Below are 15,629 nucleotides of genomic sequence, written 5' to 3' on the forward strand. Positions count from 1 at the left end.
AGCCGAAGAAGAACGGCACGAAGCCGGCCTCGACGGTGGTCGACCTCGCGATGCCGACCGTGCGGCCCGAGGTCCCGCTGGACTTCCCCCGCGCCTGGGCGGAGTTCACCGACCCGGCCGACGAGGAGCAGGTGTTCCGCTGCGACCTCACCTGGCTCACCTCCAACTGGGGCTGCATCTTCGGCCGGGGGTGCCACGGCATCCAGGAGGGCCGCGGCGCCTCCGACGGCTGCTGCACCCTCGGCGCCCACTACTCGGACGAGGAGGACGAGCAGCGGGTCGCCGGCCACGCCGCCCGGCTCACCCCGGAGATCTGGGAGAACCACCCGCACGGCACCGACGCCAAGGGCCGGATCCGCCTCGACGGCGGCATCACCATGCTCGACGAGGACGGCGACCGGCAGACCCGGCGGATCGACGGCGCCTGCCTCTTCCGCAACAGCCCGGACTTCCCCGGCGGCGCGGGCTGCGCGCTGCACATCCTGGCCCTGCAGGAGGGCCGCGAGCCGCTGGAGACCAAGCCGGACGTCTGCTGGCAGCTCCCCGTCCGCCGCACCTACGACTGGATCGACCGGCCGGACGACACCCGCTACCTGCAGGTGAGCATCGGCGAGTACGACCGCCGCGGGTGGGGGCCGGGCGGCCACGACCTGCACTGGTGGTGCACCGGCAGCCCGGAGGCGCACGGCGCGCCGGACCCGGTGTACGTCAGCTACCGCGCGGAGCTCACCGAACTGATGGGGCCCGAGGCGTACGCCGTCCTGGCCTCCCTCTGCGAGCAGCGCATCGCCACCAAGGGCCACAAGAAGCTCGCCCCGCACCCCGCGGACGACTAGGCCGTTTCTTCCGGGTCTTGTCGGATCAGCGCGCGGTGGTGGGCGCCCGGCTGGGCGTGCCGGCGGATCGGCCTCGTACTGGACCGTACGTGGACGATTCCCCGGTGCGTCCAGGCTGGGGGCACCTCCCGGCCCCCTCGGGGCTGGGGGAGATGCCCGGCGTCGCGCGCCCGGCGAGATCCGAAAGAAACGGCCTGGGCGGGATGGTGCACCCACGGGGGCGCGTGGGGGCACCTGCCGGGCGGGTTCCCTACTTGTCGATGTCGCCGACGACGAAGAACATCGAGCCGAGGATGGCGACCATGTCGGCGACCAGGGTGCCCGGCAGGAGTTCGGTGAGGGCCTGGATGTTGTTGTACGAGGCGGAGCGGAGCTTGAGCCGCCAGGGCGTCTTGTCGCCGCGGGACACCAGGTAGTAGCCGTTGATGCCGAGCGGGTTCTCGGTCCAGGCGTAGGTGGTGCCCTCCGGCGCCTTGAGGACCTTGGGCAGCCGCAGGTTGACCGGCCCCGGGGCGAGCCCGGCGAGCCGGTCGAGGCAGGCGTCGGCGAGGTCGAGCGAGTTGGCGGTCTGCTCCAGCAGGCACTCGAAGCGGGCCAGGCAGTCGCCCTCCTCCCGCACGACGACGGTCAGCAGGTCGGCGAGCTCCCCGTACGCGAGGTAGGGCTCGTCGCGGCGGAGGTCGAAGTCGACCCCGCTGGCCCGGGCGATCGGGCCGCTGACGCCGTAGGCGTGCACCTGCTCGCGGGTGAGGGTGCCGACCCCGGCGGTGCGGCCGCGGAAGATCTCGTTGCCGAGGACGAGGTCCTCGTAGACCGGGAGCTGCCCCCGGACGGCGGCGACGGCCTGCCGGACGCGGCCGAGCCAGCCGGCCGGGAGGTCCTCCTTGAGGCCGCCGACCCGGTTGAACATGTAGTGCATGCGCCCGCCGGAGGCCTCCTCCAGGACGTGCTGGAGCTCCTCGCGGCCGTGGAAGGCGTGGAAGATCGGGGTGATGCCGCCGAGCTCCAGCGGGTAGGAGCCGAGGAACATCAGGTGGTTGAGCACCCGGTTGAGCTCGGCGAGCAGGGTGCGGATCCACACCGCCCGCTCGGGGACCTCCATGCCGAGCATCCGCTCGACGGCGAGGACGACGCCGAGTTCGTTGGAGAAGGCGGAGAGCCAGTCGTGCCGGTTCGCCAGCATGACGATCTGGCGGTAGTCGCGGGCCTCGAAGAGCTTCTCGGCGCCGCGGTGCATGTAGCCGATGACCGGCTCCGCGGTGACGATCCGCTCGCCGTCCAGCACCAGCTTCAGCCGGAGCACGCCGTGCGTGGACGGGTGCTGCGGGCCGATGTTGAGCACCATGTCGCTGGTGCCCAGCTCGCCCGTGAGCTGCTGCGCACCCGCGCCGATGCCGACCGTGGTCTCCCTCATGGCTACAGAGTCTGCCACCCCGCGGGTGCGGGGAGTCCCTCCAGGCTCCGCGGTACCGGCATGCGGACGGCCTGGGCCAGCCAGCCGAAGCCGCCGAGGCCGGCCGGGTCGGTCAGTTCGGCGGCCTCGCCGGCCCCGCCGAGGGCCCGCAGGTAGCCGGCCGGGTCGGTGGAGGCGAGGGCGAGCGGCGGCCGTCCGCCGTGCACGCCGAGGGCGCGCAGTGCGCTCCGCTGCGTCGTCCACAGGCTGTGGACGGCCGGGGCGGCCGATGCGGCCGATGCGGCCGATGCGGCCGAGTCCAGGGCGACGTGCGCGGTGACGTCGCAGCTGCCGTCGGGCACGGGCCGGACCTCGCGGCCGCCGCGGAATCCGGCGAGGGTGCCGAACGGCGGCCGGTCGGCGGCGGTGTGGGCGTAGTCGACGGCGACGGCGAGGCCGCGGTCGAGGGCGGAGACGGCCGCGGCCCAGGCCTCGTCGCGGGTGCGGCCGAGTTCGATCCGGTCGCCGTCCGGCCACCAGCGGGCGGCCCAGGCGGCGTCGGCGGCGTCCAGCGGGCCGCCGGGGCGTTCCTCGCCGTCGGGCCCGACCTCGACGTAGCGCAGCACGCCGTCCTCGCCGGGTTCGGCGAGGTCGAGCGGCACGTTGTCGAGCCACTCGTTGGCGAAGAGCAGCCCGGTCAGCCCGGTCGGCGGGGTGTCCGTCCACACCACGGACGGGGGCAGGCCGGCCGGGCGGGCGGCGAGCTCGACGGCGTGGGGGCGGACCCGGGCGGCGAGTTCGGGGTCGAGGGCGGCGAGGACTCCGGTGACGAGTTCGCCGCGACCGGCGCCCACGTCGACCAGGGCGAGCTCGTCCGGGCGGCCGAGGGCCTCGTCGGTCTCGGCGAGCAGCCGGGCGACGGCTCCGGCGAACAGCGGCGAGGCGTGCACGGAGGTGCGGAAGTGCCCGGCCGGTCCCTCCGGGCCCCGGTAGAAGCCGTCCGCGCCGTACAGCGCCTCCTCCATGGCGGGCCGCCACCGCATCCAGGTCACGTGGGTCGACGCTACCGGTCGGCGGGGGTGTCCCGGCGGGGGCCGTCTCCACCCTGCGGCGGATGGCGGATCGCCCTCGCGGCGGACCTGGGGGCGGTGTGCGACTGCCTAGGCTTGGAGCGTGCATCGACTCAACGCCTGGCTCCGCCGTCACCCGATGGTGGTGGACTCCGCCTGGGCGCTGGTGGTCCTCCTGCTCGGCGTGCTGTCCGACTTCTCGGAGTCGGACCTGCAGCTCTACGGCGGTCTGGCCTTCTCGCTGGCGATCGCCGCGCTGATGGTGGTCCGGCGCCGGTACCCGGACCTGGCCGCGGCCGGGGGCACCGCGCTCGGGCTGGGCCAGCTCGTGCTGGACGTGACTCCGGGCGCCTCGGCCATCGGCTACCTGGTGTTCGCGTACACGGGGGCGGCCTTCGGCTCGCGGTGGGCGTCCCGGCTGGTGCTCGCGGTGGGTCTGGTGGCCGGTCCGCTGACGCTGTGGCGGTTCGACAACAGCGGCGACCCGGTGCCGGACGACCCGTCGCCGCCGCCGGGGCCGAGCACCTGGCAGCTGGTGTTCGTGGCGGTGCTGATGTCGACGCCGTTCGTGCTCTGCTGGGCGTGGGGCCGGCTGACCCGGGTCCGCGGGGCCTACCTGGTCGAGCTGGAGGACCGGGCGGCCCGGCTGGAGCGCGAGCGGGACGCGCAGGCGAAGGTGGCGGTGGCCGCCGAGCGCGCCCGGATCGCCCGGGAGCTGCACGACGTGGTCGCGCACAACGTCTCGGTGATGATCGTTCAGGCCGACGGCGCCGCCTACGTGCTGGACAACTCGCCGCAGCAGGCGAAGGAGGCGCTCGGCACGATCGCCGCGACCGGCCGCCAGGCGCTGGTGGAGATGCGCCGGCTGCTCGGCGTGCTGCGGACGTCGGAGACGGCCGAGGAGTACGTCCCGCAGCCCGGTGTGGAGGAGCTGCCGGAGCTGCTGGAGCAGGTCCGCACGGCCGGCCTGCCGGTGGACTTCGCCACCTCGGGCGAGCCGCGGGAGCTGCCGCGCGGCCTGGAGCTGACGGTGTACCGGATCGTCCAGGAGGCGCTGACCAACGTGCGCAAGCACGGCGGTCCGGGCGCCCGGGCCCGGGTCGCGGTGGACTTCGGCGACCGCGACCTGGAGGTGCTGGTCGAGGACGACGGCCGCGGCAGCACCGCCGAGCAGATGGACGGTGGTGGCGACGGGCCCGGCCATGGTCTGATCGGCATGCGCGAGCGGGTCGGCATGGTGAGCGGCAGCCTCGACGTCGGCCCGCGGCCGGGCGGCGGCTTCCGGATCCGGGCCGTCCTCCCCCTCAAGGCCGCCGGCTGAGTCCGGGGGCCGGCCGCTCAGGTGAACCCCAGGTGAAGGAGAACCGACCGTGACCATCCGCGTGATGCTCGTGGACGACCAGGAGCTGCTGCGTACGGGCTTCCGGATGGTCCTGCAGTCGCAGGGCGACATCGAGATCGCCGCCGAGGCGGGCGACGGCGCGCAGGCGCTGGAGCTGCTCGCCGGGACGGAGGTCGACGTGGTGCTGATGGACGTCCGCATGCCGCGGCTGGACGGCGTGCAGGCCACCCGGCGGATCTGCCTGGACGAGTCCGGCGCGCCGCTGCCGGGGGCGCCGCACGTGCTCATCCTGACCACCTTCGACCTGGACGAGTACGCCTTCGCCGCACTGAAGGCCGGGGCGAGCGGCTTCCTGCTGAAGGACGTCCCGCCGACGGAGCTGGTCGCGGCGATCCGCGCGGTGCACGGCGGTGACGCGGTGGTCGCGCCGACCACCACCCGCCGCATGATCGACCGCTTCGCGCAGGTGCTGCCGACGCCGTCGACGGCGCCCGGCTCGCCGGTGCTGGAGCCGCTCACCGACCGCGAGCGGGAGGTGTTCCTTCTGGTGGCGCAGGGCCTGTCGAACGGCGAGATCGCCGCCCGGCTGACCCTGTCGGAGGCCACCGTGAAGACCCACGTCGGCCGGATCCTGGCCAAGCTCGGCCTGCGCGACCGCGTCCAGGCCGTGGTGCTGGCCTACGAGAACGGCCTGGTCCGCGCCGGCGCCACGGACTGACCGGGGTTCGTACCGCGGCACGCGGCCGCCCCCGGCGGGTGGCCCCGGCGCCCCCTCGGGTGTCCCCGGTCAGAGCCGCCGCAGGCCCTGGATCACCTCGCGGAGCAGGCGGACGTCCGGGCGGCCGGCCTCGGCGGCGCCCTGGCCGACCCGGACGAGTCCGGCCTGGACGAGGTCGCCGAGCAGCACCCGCAGGGCCCCGATCGGCAGGTCGGCGTCGGCGGCCAGTTCGGCCAGCGGGCAGGGGCGGTCCCGGATCCGGTCCAGCAGGGCGCTGCGGGCGTGGTCCAGGTGACCGGCCGGTTCGACGTCCGGCACCGCCGAGACCGCGGCCAGCAGGTCGTATCGCTCGCCCTCGGCGGAGCGGGTGCGCCCGCCGGTCAGGGTGAACGGCCGGACCATCGGGCCGGCCTCGTCGTCGTACCAGTGCCCGCTCATGTGGCCGCCCCTCCGCCGGCGGCCGGCTCGGCGCCGGCCCGGGCGGGGGTGGACAGGTGGCGGCCGACCCGGCGGACGAGCATCTGCATCTCGTACGCGATCTGGCCGACGTCCGCCTGCGGCCCGCAGAGCACGGCCAGGCAGCTGCCCTCGCCGGCCGGGGAGACGAAGAGGAAGGCGTCCTCCAGCATCACCATGGTCTGCCGGACCGAGCCGGCCTCGAAGCGGCTGCCGACGCCGCGGGCGAGGCTGTGGAAGCCGGAGCAGACGGCGGCGAGGTGGTCGGCGTCCTCGGTGCTCAGCCCGGCGGAGGCCGCGGTGGGCAGGCCGTCGGAGGAGAGCAGCACGGCCTGGCGGACGTGCTCGGTGCGGTCGACCAGGTCCTCCAGGAGCCAGTCCAGGCCGCCGGCGGCCTGCTCGGTGGTCTCGGGCGTGCTCATCGTTCGTCCTCCGGGTCGTGCGGGGTGCGGGCCTCGGTGCCGCGGCCGCGGTCCAGCCCGCGCTGGAACGCGCCGAAGACGGCGCCCATCTGCTCGGCCGAGATCTCGGGGGTCCCGGCGGGCGGGTCGGCGGGGACGTTCTCCGCGGGCGGCGGGGTCTGCAGCCGGGGCGACAGGGACGCCTGGCGGGTCCGGGTGGGCAGGGCGCGCCGCATCGGCAGCACGGCCGCGGCGGGTGCCTCGGCCACGGGTCCGGGCTCGGCCCCGATCGGCGCCTCGGGCACCTGGACGGGCCGCGGCGCGGGCTCGGGCGGCTCCGCGAGGACGGCCTTCGGCAGCAGCACCACGGCGGTGGTGCCGCCGTACGGGGAGCGGCGCAGCGCCACCTCGATGCCGTGGCGGCGGGCGAGCCGGCCGGTGACGAAGAGGCCGAGCCGTTCGGTGCGGGTGGGGTCGAACTCCTGCGGTTCGGCGAGGGTGCGGTTGGCGGCGGCGAGTTCGTCCTCGTCCATGCCGAGGCCGCGGTCGTCGATCTCCAGCACGCAGCCGTGGGCGGCCTCGCCGGCCCGCATGGTGACCTGGGTGTGCGGGGGCGAGAAGGCGGTGGCGTTCTCGATGAGTTCGGCGACCAGGTGGGCGAGGTCGCCGACGGCCGCGCCGGAGACGAAGACCTGCGGCATCGGCGGGACGACCACCCGCTCGTACTCCTCGACGGCGCCGACCGCGGAGCCGACCACCTCGACCAGCGGGACGGGCTTGCGCCAGCGCCGGCCGGGGGCGGCGCCGGAGAGGATGATCAGTCCCTCGGCGTGGCGGCGCATCCGGGTGGCGAGGTGGTCGACCCGGAAGAGGTCGGCGAGCTCGTCGGGGTCGGTGGCGCGGCGCTCCATGGCGTCGAGCTGCTTGAGCTGGCGGTGGATCAGGGCCTGGCTGCGGCGGGCGATGTTGACGAAGACGCCGGAGATGCCGGCCCGCAGGCGGGCCTGTTCGACGGCGGCCTCGACGGCGGCGCGGCGGGCGTGGTTGAGGGCGCGGCCGAGGTCGCCGATCTCGTCGTCGTGCTCGCCCGCGGCGAAGGCGAGCCGCGGTGCGGCCCGCTCGACGTCGACGGTCTCGCCGGCGGCCAGGCGGCGGACGACGTCGGGCAGCTGGCGGTTGGCCAGCCGGTCGGCGGCGACCCGCAGCCGGGTCAGGCGGCGGGTGATCCGCCGGCCGGTGCGCACCGAGTACCAGACGGAGAACACCACGGCGAGCAGGCCGGCGCCGCCGGCGAGGCCGGCCTTCAGCAGCTGGTCGCCGGCGTAGGCGCGGCCGCGGGCGGCGGAGTTGAGCGCGGCGTCCTTGCACAGCTCCATGTAGCGGTGGACGACCGGGTCCATGGTGGTGCGCCAGCCGTTGCGGTCGACGGCGCGGCCGGCGGCGTCGGCGCCGGCGTCCAGGACGCCGTCCTCGGCGGCGGTGAGCGCGGTGTAGCGGGGGTCGACGGCGAAGGTCTCGAAGCCGGCCCGGGAGTCCGCGGGCAGCGCGGCGACGTAGGTGCGCTGGAAGACCCGGCGGTCCTCGACGACGGCGGCGAAGGCGCGGAACTGGGCGGGGGTGAAGGAGCCTGCGGCCCGGGCGCCGGAGCCGAGGGCGTCCTCGCGGGAGACGAACTCGCGCACCCGGACGAGTTCGACGACCACCTGGGCCTCGCGGGCGAGCCGGCCGGCCTGCAGGGCGGTGAGCGCGGACTCGACGGCGAAGGACGGCTCGACGGCGGCGGTGTACCGCTCGACCGCGGCGTCCCAGCTCAGGGCGCGGGTGATGACGGCCTGGCGGAGCGGGGCGAGGCCGTCGCTGGCGGTGATCATCGCGGTGAGGGTGCCCCGCTGTTCGGCGGTGAGCTCGTCCTGCCGGTCGGGGTTCTCGGCGGCGGCCCGCACGGCGCGGACCTTCTCGTCGGTGGCCCGCTCCTGCGCGGTGTAGGCGGCGAGGGCGGCCGGGTCGCCGCCGGAGCCCAGGTACTCGGCGGCCAGCCGGCGCTCGATCTGGATCTGGCCGACGGCGGTGTCCACCGGGCTGCCGAAGTACTCGTAGGCGTCCTTGAGGCGGACGAGGGCGCGCAGGTCGCCGGTCATCGAGACCATGGCGAAGGTCCACAGTCCGACCAGGGCGACGACGGGGATCAGCACCAGCGCGATGATGCGGGTACGGATGGTGCGGGGTCGGTGCGGGCGGGCAAGGCCGAGGCGTCTGGGCATGGTCTCCCTCGTGTCCCGGGGCTCGGACTGCGCCAAGTTACCCGGCCGTAGCGTTCGGGTCGCCGGGAGGGTCGTGAAGCTTCCGTGGAGATCCGGGGGCCCGGCCCCGCGCGGCGGGGGCGCACCGGCCGCCCCGTACGATGGAGCGGTACGTCTGGTACCTGCACAGGACTGGAACGGGAAGCAATGACGAGGGCCGAGCCGTGAGCGCGTCCGACAATGCCCCGGCCCTCGGGCCGACCGACCCCTTCGGGGATCCGCTGGACCCGGAGAACCGGCCCGCCCGGCTCGCCGTCGGCGTGGTCGGCACCGGCCGGGTCGGTCCGGCGCTGGGCGCCGCGCTGCAGCTGGCCGGGCATCGGGTGGTCGCCGCCTCCGGGGTGTCCGCGGCCTCCCGGCGCCGTGCCGAGGCGCTGCTGCCCGGCGTGCGGCTGGTGACACCGCCGCAGGTGCTGGCCGCCGCCGACCTGGTGCTGCTGACGGTGCCCGACGACGCGCTCGCCGACCTAGCCGCCGGGCTGGCCGCGACCGGCGCGATCCGTCCGGGCCAGATCGTGGTGCACACCTCCGGCGCGCACGGCGTGGCGGTGCTGGAGCCCGCCGCCCGGGCCGGCGCGCTGCCGCTGGCGCTGCACCCGGCGATGACCTTCACCGGCACCTCGGTGGACCTGGCCCGGCTGGCCGGCTGCCCGTTCGGGGTGACCGCCCCCGACGAGCTGCGCCCGGTCGCCGAGGCGCTGGTCGTGGAGATGGGCGGCGAGCCCGAATGGGTGCCCGAGGAGGTCCGCCCGCTCTACCACACGGCGCTCGCGCACGGCGCGAACCACCTGGTCACCCTGGTCGCGCAGGCGATGGAGCTGCTGCGCGGGGCCGGGGTCGCCGAGCCGGGGCAGCTGCTCGGCCCGCTGCTCGGCGCGGCCCTGGACAACGCGCTGCGCTCCGGCGACGCCGCGCTGACCGGCCCGGTCGCCCGCGGCGACGCCGGGACGCTCCGCCGGCACCTGCAGCAGTTGCGGACGGCGTCCCCGGACATCGGGCAGGCGTACCGTGCGATGGCCCGGGCCACCGCACAGCGGGCGGTCCGCGGCGGACCGCTCAAGGAAGAGGCGGCGGCTGCGCTGCTGGACGTACTCGACGAGGAGACCCCCTGATGGCACGCGGCAAGCAGCCGGCGAAGGCGAAGGCCCCCCGCACCACCGAGCTCACCCGCACGGTGGAGGAGTTCGAGGCCGCGTTCTGGCCCGACGACCAGCCGGTGGACAACGCCGTGGTGATGACCATGGGTGCGCTGCACGCCGGCCACGCCGCGCTGATCCGGGCGGCCCGCCGCCAGGTCGGCCGGGACGGCCGGGTGGCCGTGACGGTCTTCGTCAACCCGCTGCAGTTCGGCGCCGGCGAGGACCTGGACCGCTACCCGCGCACCCTGGACGCCGACCTGGAGGTCGCCCGCGAGGCCGGCGCCGACGTGGTCTTCGCCCCGACCGTCGAGGAGATGTACCCCAACGGCGAGCCGCTCGTCCGGCTGTCCGCCGGGCCGATGGGCGACGGCTTCGAGGGCGCGTCCCGCCCCGGCCACTTCGACGGCATGCTGACCGTCGTCGCCAAGCTGCTGCACATCACCGACCCGGACTACGCGTTCTTCGGCGAGAAGGACGCCCAGCAGCTGGCGATCGTCCGCCGTATGGTCGCCGACCTGGACTTCGACGTGGAGATCGTCGGCGTCCCGACCGTCCGCGAGGAGGACGGGCTGGCGCTCTCCTCCCGCAACCGCTTCCTCTCCGACACCGAGCGCGGGCAGGCCCTGGCGCTGTCCCGGGCGCTGTTCGCCGGCCGCGACGCGGGCGCGCAGGGCGCGCAGGCGGTCCGCGAGGCCGCCGCGGCCGTCCTGGACGGCGCCGACGGTGTCACCCCCGACTACCTCGCCCTGATCGACCCGGACTCCTTCACCGAGGTGCCGGACGACTTCACCGGCGAGGCCCTGCTGGCCCTGGCCGCCAAGGTGGGCCCCGCCCGCCTGATCGACAACGTCGGCGTCATCGTCCGGTAGCGCACCACCCTGCTCGACCCCGCTCGACCCCCGTTCGACCCCCCGTAGGCATGCACTCTCCCCCGGCCCCGCCGGGGGTCCCACCAGGAGGCGTGACCAGATGCTCCGCACCATGCTCAAGTCCAAGATCCACCGCGCCACGGTGACCCAGGCCGACCTGCACTACGTCGGCTCCGTCACCGTCGACGAGGACCTGCTCGACGCCGCGGACCTGCTCCCCGGCGAGCTCGTCCACATCGTCGACATCAACAACGGCGCCCGCCTGGAGACCTACACCATCGCGGGCCCGCGCGGCTCCGGCGTGATCGGCATCAACGGTGCCGCCGCGCGCCTGGTGCACCCGGGCGACCTCGTGATCCTCATCGCGTACGGCCAGATGGACACCGCCGAGGCCAAGGCGTACCTGCCCAAGGTCGTCTTCGTCGACGGGGACAACCGGATCACCGGCATGGGCGGAGACCCGGCCGAGGCGCCCGAGGGCAGTGGCCTGCTCCGCGGCGACCGGGCGTACCGTGATGCGGACGGCGCGAGTGCCGACGCCGCGCGCTGAAGGAGCCAGTGAAGCCATGCCGTACCGCCTGACCGCCCCCGCCCCGGGCTGGACCGCGACCACCGACGTCGTCGTGGTCGGCTCCGGCGTCGCGGGCCTGACCGTCGCGCTCAACGTCCGCCGGGCCGGCCTGCGGGCCACGGTGGTCACCAAGGCGATGCTGGACGACGGCTCCACCCGCTGGGCCCAGGGCGGCATCGCCGCCGCCCTGGGCGAGGGCGACACCCCCGAGCAGCACCTCGACGACACCCTGGTCGCCGGCGCCGGCCTGTGCGACGAGGACGCGGTGCGCACCCTCGTCACCGAGGGCCCGGACGCCGTGCGCCGGCTCATCGCCGTCGGAGCCGCCTTCGACCAGGACGAGGACGGCACGATCCTGCTCACCCGCGAGGGCGGGCACCACCGCCGCCGGATCGCGCACGCCGGCGGCGACGCCACCGGCGCGGAGATATCCCGCGCCCTGGTCGCCGCCGTCCGCAACGACCCCGGCATCGAGCTGATCGAGCACGCGCTCGTCCTCGACCTGCTCACCGACGCCGACGGGCACGCGGCCGGCCTCACCCTGCACGTCATGGGCGAGGGCCAGCGGGACGGCGTCGGCGCCATCCGCGCCCGCGCCGTGGTGCTCGCCACCGGCGGCATGGGCCAGGTCTTCTCCGCGACCACCAACCCGGCGGTCTCCACCGGCGACGGCGTCGCCCTCGCGCTGCGAGCCGGGGCCGAGGTCGCCGACCTGGAGTTCGTCCAGTTCCACCCGACCGTGCTCTGGCTCGGGGCCGACGCCGAGGGCCAGCAGCCGCTGGTCTCCGAGGCCGTCCGCGGCGAGGGCGCGCACCTGGTCGACGCCTCCGGCGAGCGCTTCATGCTCGGGCAGCACGAACTCGCCGAGCTCGCCCCGCGCGACATCGTCGCCAAGGCGATCACCCGGCAGATGCAGCTGCGCGGCACCGACCGCATGTACCTGGACGGCCGGCACTTCGGCGCAGAGATGTGGGAGCACCGCTTCCCGACCATCCTCGCCTCCTGCCGGGCCCACGGCATCGACCCGGTCACCGACCTGATCCCGGTCGCCCCCGCCGCCCACTACGCCTCCGGCGGCGTGCGCACCGACCCGGCCGGCCGCACCACGGTGCCCGGCCTGTACGCCTGCGGCGAGGTCGCCTGCACCGGTGTGCACGGCGCCAACCGGCTCGCCTCCAACTCCCTGCTGGAGGGCCTGGTCTTCGCCGAGCGGATCGCCGCCGACCTGGCCGCCCGGCACGCCGCCGGCGACCTGCCCGAGCGGGCCGTCGACGTCGCCGCCGCCCTGGAGGCCCGCACCGTGCCGCTGCTCGCCCCCGAGGCGCGCGCCGAGATCCAGCGGCTGATGTCCCGCGGGGCCGGCGTGCTGCGCTCGGCCCACTCGATGGCCGCCACCGCGGAGGGCCTCACCGTCCTCGCCCGGGAGGCCTCCGCATACCTGGACGAGGGCAAGCCGGCCGACCCCCGGGTGGAGACCTGGGAGGCCGCCAACCTGCACCTGGTCGCCACCGCGCTGGTCGCCGCCGCGGCCCGCCGCGAGGAGACCCGCGGCTGCCACTGGCGCGAGGACTTCCCCGACCGCGACGACGCCCGCTGGCAGCACCACCTGGTCACCACCCTCGACGCCGACGGACACCCGAGCGTCCGGGCGTGACACCGTCCCCGACGCACCCGGCCGATCACCTAGGAGCACCACGATGACCCACGACGAACTTCCGCTCGCCTCCGGCGGCTGCGGCGACGGCTGCGCCTGCGGCGAGGGCGAGGCGTACGAGACCGGGCTGGACCCGGCGCTGGCGGCGCTGCTGGAGGAGGCCGGCCTGGACCCGGTCGAGGTCGAGGACGTCGCGATGCTCGCGCTCGGCGAGGACCTGGCCGGCGGCGAGGACGTCACCTCGGTGGCGACCGTCCCCGCGGACGCCGTCGCCACCGCCGACTTCACCGCCCGCTCGGCCGGCGTGGTCGCCGGCCTGCGGGTGGCCGAGGCCGTCGTCTCGCTGGTCTGCGAGGAGGAGTTCGAGGTCGAGCGGCACGTCGAGGACGGCGCCCGGGTCGAGGCCGGCCAGGTGCTGCTCTCGGTGCGCAGCCGCACCCGCGACCTGCTGACCGCCGAGCGCAGCGCGCTGAACCTGCTCTGCCACCTGTCCGGCATCGCCACCGCGACCCGGGCCTGGGCGGACGCCCTGGAGGGCACCGGCGCGGTCGTCCGCGACACCCGCAAGACCACCCCGGGCCTGCGGGCGCTGGAGAAGTTCGCCGTCCGCTGCGGCGGCGGCGCCAACCACCGGATGACGCTGTCCGACGCCGCGCTGGTGAAGGACAACCACGTGGTGGCGGCCGGCGGCGTCGCGGAGGCGTTCCGCGCGGTGCGGGCGGCGTACCCGGACCTCCCCGTCGAGGTGGAGGTGGACACCCTGGAGCAGATCGCGCCGGTGCTGGAGGCCGGGGCGGACCTGATCCTGCTCGACAACTTCACCGTGCCGCAGCTCAAGGAGGCCGTCGCCCTGGTGGCCGGCCGGGCGAAGCTGGAGGCGTCCGGCGGACTGACCCTGGCCACCGCGCGCGAGGTCGCCGAGACTGGTGTCGACTACCTGGCCGTCGGGGCCCTGACGCACTCCTCGCCGATCCTCGACATCGGCCTGGACCTCCGCGCCTGACCCCGCCTCAACAGAAAGCCATCCCGTGCTCCTCACCATCGACGTCGGCAACACCCAGACCACGCTCGGCCTGTTCGACGGTGAGGACATCGTCGAACACTGGCGGATCTCCACCGACCCGCGGCGCACCGCGGACGAGCTGGCGGTGCTGATGCAGGGCCTGATGGGTGCCCACCCCATCGTGTCCGCCGAGGACAAGGTGGCGGGGTTGTCGATCTGCTCGTCCGTGCCCGCCGTGCTCCACGAGCTCCGCGAGGTGACGCGCCGTTACTACGGCGACGTGCCCGCGGTGATCGTGGAGCCGGGGGTGAAGACCGGGGTGCACGTCCTGATGGACAACCCCAAGGAGGTCGGTGCCGACCGGATCGTGAACGCGCTGGCCGCCAACCACCTCTACGGCGGCCCGTGCATCGTGGTGGACTTCGGCACCGCCACCACCTTCGACGCGGTGAACGCCCGCGGCGACTACGTGGGCGGCGCGATCGCGCCCGGCATCGAGATCTCGGTGGAGGCGCTGGGCCTGCGCGGTGCGCAGCTGCGCAAGATCGAGTTGGCCCGCCCCCGCAACGTCATCGGCAAGAACACCGTTGAGGGGATGCAGTCCGGCATCCTGTACGGCTTCGCCGGGCAGGTCGACGGCCTGGTCAACCGGATGGCCCGGGAGCTCTCCAAGGACCCGGACGACGTCCAGGTGATCGCCACCGGCGGCCTGGCCCCGCTGGTCCTCGGCGAGGCCGAGACCGTCGACGTGCACGAGCCCTGGCTCACCCTGATCGGCCTGCGGCTGGTCTGGGAGCGCAACAAGGCGTGAGCGGGCCTTCTCGAAAAGTCTGCTGACGGTCGGTCGGCCCCACGGGGCCGGCCGTCGTCACGTCGGATCAGCGGCAGATACGCCAATCGGGACAACTACGGCGCCAATCGCCCGAAATCGGACGTACGCCACGTAATGTCACCTCATGCCTACGCCACACGGATCGCGGGGCGGCATGGCTTTCAGCGCCGACGAAGTCCGCGTGCTGCGCCGCGCCCTCGCCCAAGCCCTCTACCCGGCCCTCCCCGACGACCGGCTGCACCTACCCGGACCGTCCGGCGCGCTGCGGGCGGAGGACGTCCAGGACGCGCTGCGACTGACCGAGTCCATCGACGAGGCCGTCCGGGAGGGCGGCCGGCTGCGCAGCTTCCTGCTGGCCGACCTGGCCCGCTACCGGTCCGCGCTGCCCGGCGGCGCCCGCGGCTACCTGGAACGGCTGGAGGAGGCCGTGTCGGACGGCTACCTCCCCACCCCCGAGGACCTGTCGGCGCTCCGCTCGCTCTCCCGGCAGCCGTGCGGCCCCGCCGAGCACGCCCGGCGCTCCCGGCTGGCCGGCCGCTGCCACGCGATGGCGGAGGCCGAGGTCCGCGAGCGGCTGTCGTTCGTCTCCGGCCAGCGCCATCTGACGGCCGTACCGAGCCCGGCATGCGAACCCCTGCCCGCCCCGACCCTTGGAGGACGCGTTCCGATGAGCAGCACCCCCAGGCCCCCGGCCCACGGCGAGCAGCCGCAGCCCCGCAGGATGCCCACCCCCGCCGAGCTCTTCGGCCGCCGCCCCAAGTCCAGGCCGCAGTCCCAGCCGCCCGCCCCGGACGACGAGGAGACCGAGCTCGCCACCGGCACCGGCTGAGGCGGACGGGGGAGGCTTCCGGCCGGGCTTCCCCCACACCGGTCGATCGATGTGTCGACATCGCAGGAATGCGGGACCGACTCGCACATAACACCTCGGCAAAATTTGAGAGAGGTACGAACAGTCCCGTCCCGATGTGCCCGATTGATCTCGTCCCGGCGGACGGGGTGCGGCGTCTAGGGTCTGCGATCGCACAGCACCGATCACGACCCATGG

15 protein-coding genes are annotated in these 15,629 nt (G+C 75.0%); 10 read left to right on the plus strand and 5 right to left on the minus strand.

Going from position 1 to position 15,629, the window contains the following annotated elements; all coding sequences use genetic code 11:
* The first annotated feature begins 50 nt into the window (after nucleotides 1-50).
* Entirely contained in the window at nucleotides 51-836 is a 786-nt protein-coding gene (locus tag AB0442_RS01055) for a hypothetical protein (RefSeq protein ID WP_363540578.1), read from the plus strand.
* A 250-nt stretch (nucleotides 837-1,086) separates the two neighbouring features.
* Here AB0442_RS01055 and AB0442_RS01060 read toward each other — a convergent pair whose 3' ends face one another.
* Nucleotides 1,087-2,250: an NADH-quinone oxidoreductase subunit D gene (locus AB0442_RS01060; protein WP_366159846.1), complete on the minus strand. Its 1,164-nt coding sequence runs from the start codon at nucleotides 2,248-2,250 to the stop codon at nucleotides 1,087-1,089.
* Nucleotides 2,251-2,252: 2 nt separating this feature from the next.
* Nucleotides 2,253-3,272 (minus strand): SAM-dependent methyltransferase, encoded by a 1,020-nt coding sequence (locus AB0442_RS01065; protein ID WP_366159919.1) that lies wholly within the window; start codon nucleotides 3,270-3,272, stop codon nucleotides 2,253-2,255.
* Nucleotides 3,273-3,402: 130 nt separating this feature from the next.
* Between AB0442_RS01065 and AB0442_RS01070 the strand changes: the two genes are divergently transcribed.
* Nucleotides 3,403-4,620, plus strand: coding sequence for a sensor histidine kinase (locus AB0442_RS01070; RefSeq protein ID WP_366159847.1), 1,218 nt, complete (start codon nucleotides 3,403-3,405; stop codon nucleotides 4,618-4,620).
* Nucleotides 4,621-4,669: 49 nt separating this feature from the next.
* Nucleotides 4,670-5,359 carry a response regulator transcription factor gene (locus AB0442_RS01075; protein WP_344625284.1) on the plus strand — a complete coding sequence of 230 codons (690 nt, stop codon included), beginning with the start codon at nucleotides 4,670-4,672 and terminating at the stop codon, nucleotides 5,357-5,359.
* Nucleotides 5,360-5,428: 69 nt separating this feature from the next.
* Here the strand turns inward: AB0442_RS01075 and AB0442_RS01080 are convergent, their stop codons facing one another.
* From AB0442_RS01080 to AB0442_RS01090, 3 genes are read right to left on the minus strand one after another with little or no spacing between them, the layout of a single operon-like run.
* Nucleotides 5,429-5,797, minus strand: coding sequence for a DUF742 domain-containing protein (locus tag AB0442_RS01080; RefSeq protein WP_366159848.1), 369 nt, complete (start codon nucleotides 5,795-5,797; stop codon nucleotides 5,429-5,431).
* On the minus strand, nucleotides 5,794-6,237 hold the full coding sequence (locus AB0442_RS01085; protein WP_366159849.1) for a roadblock/LC7 domain-containing protein: 444 nt from the start codon (nucleotides 6,235-6,237) through the stop codon (nucleotides 5,794-5,796). The genes AB0442_RS01080 and AB0442_RS01085 overlap by 4 nt, the downstream gene beginning before the upstream one ends.
* Nucleotides 6,234-8,477 (minus strand): ATP-binding protein, encoded by a 2,244-nt coding sequence (locus tag AB0442_RS01090; protein WP_366159850.1) that lies wholly within the window; start codon nucleotides 8,475-8,477, stop codon nucleotides 6,234-6,236. Before AB0442_RS01090 ends, AB0442_RS01085 begins: the two co-directional genes overlap by 4 nt.
* Before the next feature lie 203 nt (nucleotides 8,478-8,680).
* Here AB0442_RS01090 and AB0442_RS01095 point away from each other — a divergent pair, with 203 nt between their 5' ends.
* The 7 genes from AB0442_RS01095 (at nucleotide 8,681) to AB0442_RS01125 (ending at nucleotide 15,413) form a co-directional block, all read left to right on the plus strand.
* Nucleotides 8,681-9,628, plus strand: coding sequence for a DUF2520 domain-containing protein (locus AB0442_RS01095; protein WP_366159851.1), 948 nt, complete (start codon nucleotides 8,681-8,683; stop codon nucleotides 9,626-9,628).
* Nucleotides 9,628-10,524: a pantoate--beta-alanine ligase gene (gene panC, locus AB0442_RS01100; protein WP_366159852.1), complete on the plus strand. Its 897-nt coding sequence runs from the start codon at nucleotides 9,628-9,630 to the stop codon at nucleotides 10,522-10,524. The genes AB0442_RS01095 and panC overlap by 1 nt, the downstream gene beginning before the upstream one ends.
* A 100-nt stretch (nucleotides 10,525-10,624) precedes the next feature.
* Nucleotides 10,625-11,074, plus strand: a complete 450-nt coding sequence (panD, locus tag AB0442_RS01105) for an aspartate 1-decarboxylase (RefSeq protein ID WP_344625290.1) — start codon at nucleotides 10,625-10,627, stop codon at nucleotides 11,072-11,074.
* Nucleotides 11,075-11,090: 16 nt separating this feature from the next.
* Nucleotides 11,091-12,749: an L-aspartate oxidase gene (locus AB0442_RS01110; RefSeq protein WP_366159853.1), complete on the plus strand. Its 1,659-nt coding sequence runs from the start codon at nucleotides 11,091-11,093 to the stop codon at nucleotides 12,747-12,749.
* 43 nt (nucleotides 12,750-12,792) lie between these two features.
* Complete coding sequence (gene nadC / locus AB0442_RS01115; protein WP_366159854.1) at nucleotides 12,793-13,752, plus strand: carboxylating nicotinate-nucleotide diphosphorylase; 960 nt, start codon at nucleotides 12,793-12,795, stop codon at nucleotides 13,750-13,752.
* 25 nt (nucleotides 13,753-13,777) lie between these two features.
* Nucleotides 13,778-14,563, plus strand: coding sequence for a type III pantothenate kinase (locus AB0442_RS01120; RefSeq protein ID WP_344625293.1), 786 nt, complete (start codon nucleotides 13,778-13,780; stop codon nucleotides 14,561-14,563).
* Between the two features lie 175 nt (nucleotides 14,564-14,738).
* The gene (locus AB0442_RS01125; RefSeq protein ID WP_366159855.1) at nucleotides 14,739-15,413 is read left to right on the plus strand and encodes a hypothetical protein; all 675 of its coding nucleotides are present in this window, start codon (nucleotides 14,739-14,741) and stop codon (nucleotides 15,411-15,413) included.
* The last annotated feature ends 216 nt before the right edge of the window (nucleotides 15,414-15,629 follow it).

Source organism: Kitasatospora sp. NPDC085895 (genome assembly GCF_040702125.1).
GTDB lineage: Bacteria > Actinomycetota > Actinomycetes > Streptomycetales > Streptomycetaceae > Kitasatospora > Kitasatospora arboriphila.

What these genes read in the sequence shown, in the direction of transcription:
- AB0442_RS01065 (WP_366159919.1), bottom strand. Translation starts at nt 3,272, where the DNA reads ATGCGGTGGCGGCCCGCCATGGAGGAGGCGCTGTACGGCGCGGACGGC.
- AB0442_RS01055 (WP_363540578.1), top strand. Translation starts at nt 51, where the DNA reads ATGCCGACCGTGCGGCCCGAGGTCCCGCTGGACTTCCCCCGCGCCTGG.
- AB0442_RS01085 (WP_366159849.1), bottom strand. Translation starts at nt 6,237, where the DNA reads ATGAGCACGCCCGAGACCACCGAGCAGGCCGCCGGCGGCCTGGACTGG.
- AB0442_RS01060 (WP_366159846.1), bottom strand. Translation starts at nt 2,250, where the DNA reads ATGAGGGAGACCACGGTCGGCATCGGCGCGGGTGCGCAGCAGCTCACG.
- nadC (WP_366159854.1), top strand. Translation starts at nt 12,793, where the DNA reads ATGACCCACGACGAACTTCCGCTCGCCTCCGGCGGCTGCGGCGACGGC.
- AB0442_RS01090 (WP_366159850.1), bottom strand. Translation starts at nt 8,477, where the DNA reads ATGCCCAGACGCCTCGGCCTTGCCCGCCCGCACCGACCCCGCACCATC.
- panD (WP_344625290.1), top strand. Translation starts at nt 10,625, where the DNA reads ATGCTCCGCACCATGCTCAAGTCCAAGATCCACCGCGCCACGGTGACC.
- panC (WP_366159852.1), top strand. Translation starts at nt 9,628, where the DNA reads ATGGCACGCGGCAAGCAGCCGGCGAAGGCGAAGGCCCCCCGCACCACC.
- AB0442_RS01125 (WP_366159855.1), top strand. Translation starts at nt 14,739, where the DNA reads ATGGCTTTCAGCGCCGACGAAGTCCGCGTGCTGCGCCGCGCCCTCGCC.
- AB0442_RS01110 (WP_366159853.1), top strand. Translation starts at nt 11,091, where the DNA reads ATGCCGTACCGCCTGACCGCCCCCGCCCCGGGCTGGACCGCGACCACC.
- AB0442_RS01080 (WP_366159848.1), bottom strand. Translation starts at nt 5,797, where the DNA reads ATGAGCGGGCACTGGTACGACGACGAGGCCGGCCCGATGGTCCGGCCG.